This is a genomic window from Bacillus sp. SIMBA_005, from assembly GCF_046535585.1.
GTDB lineage: Bacteria > Bacillota > Bacilli > Bacillales > Bacillaceae > Bacillus > Bacillus pumilus.
This window is the reverse complement of the sequence record NZ_JAWRWI010000601.1, coordinates 1-262: the sequence shown is the minus strand read 5'-3', so window position 1 is coordinate 262 and position 262 is coordinate 1. Positions and strand designations below refer to the sequence as shown.

Below are 262 nucleotides of genomic sequence, written 5' to 3'. Positions count from 1 at the left end.
CGTCCGGCCACACCGCGCGCCTGATGGCGTTGCCGGAAATGATGTCGGCGTGGACCGAAGGCCTGCTGCACCGGCAGGCGCGCAGCGAGCGCTTCGGCGGTCTGTTGCAGGGACTGGGCGGCGACGACGGCGTCGCCCAGCGTGCGCTGGGCGGCGAGGCGCGGCCCGATTCGGCGGGCGAGCGCGACCAGCGCATCCGCCAGCTGCTGCATCGCCGCCGGCACCGCTTCGAACACCTGCGCAGCGTGCTGTCGGATGCCGC

The 262-nt window shown here is 74.4% G+C and carries 1 pseudogene; it reads left to right on the top strand.

The annotated features are described in order from the left end of the window. Positions 1-262 (top strand): annotated as a pseudogene (locus tag SB660_RS21480) (hypothetical protein); the annotation flags it as partial.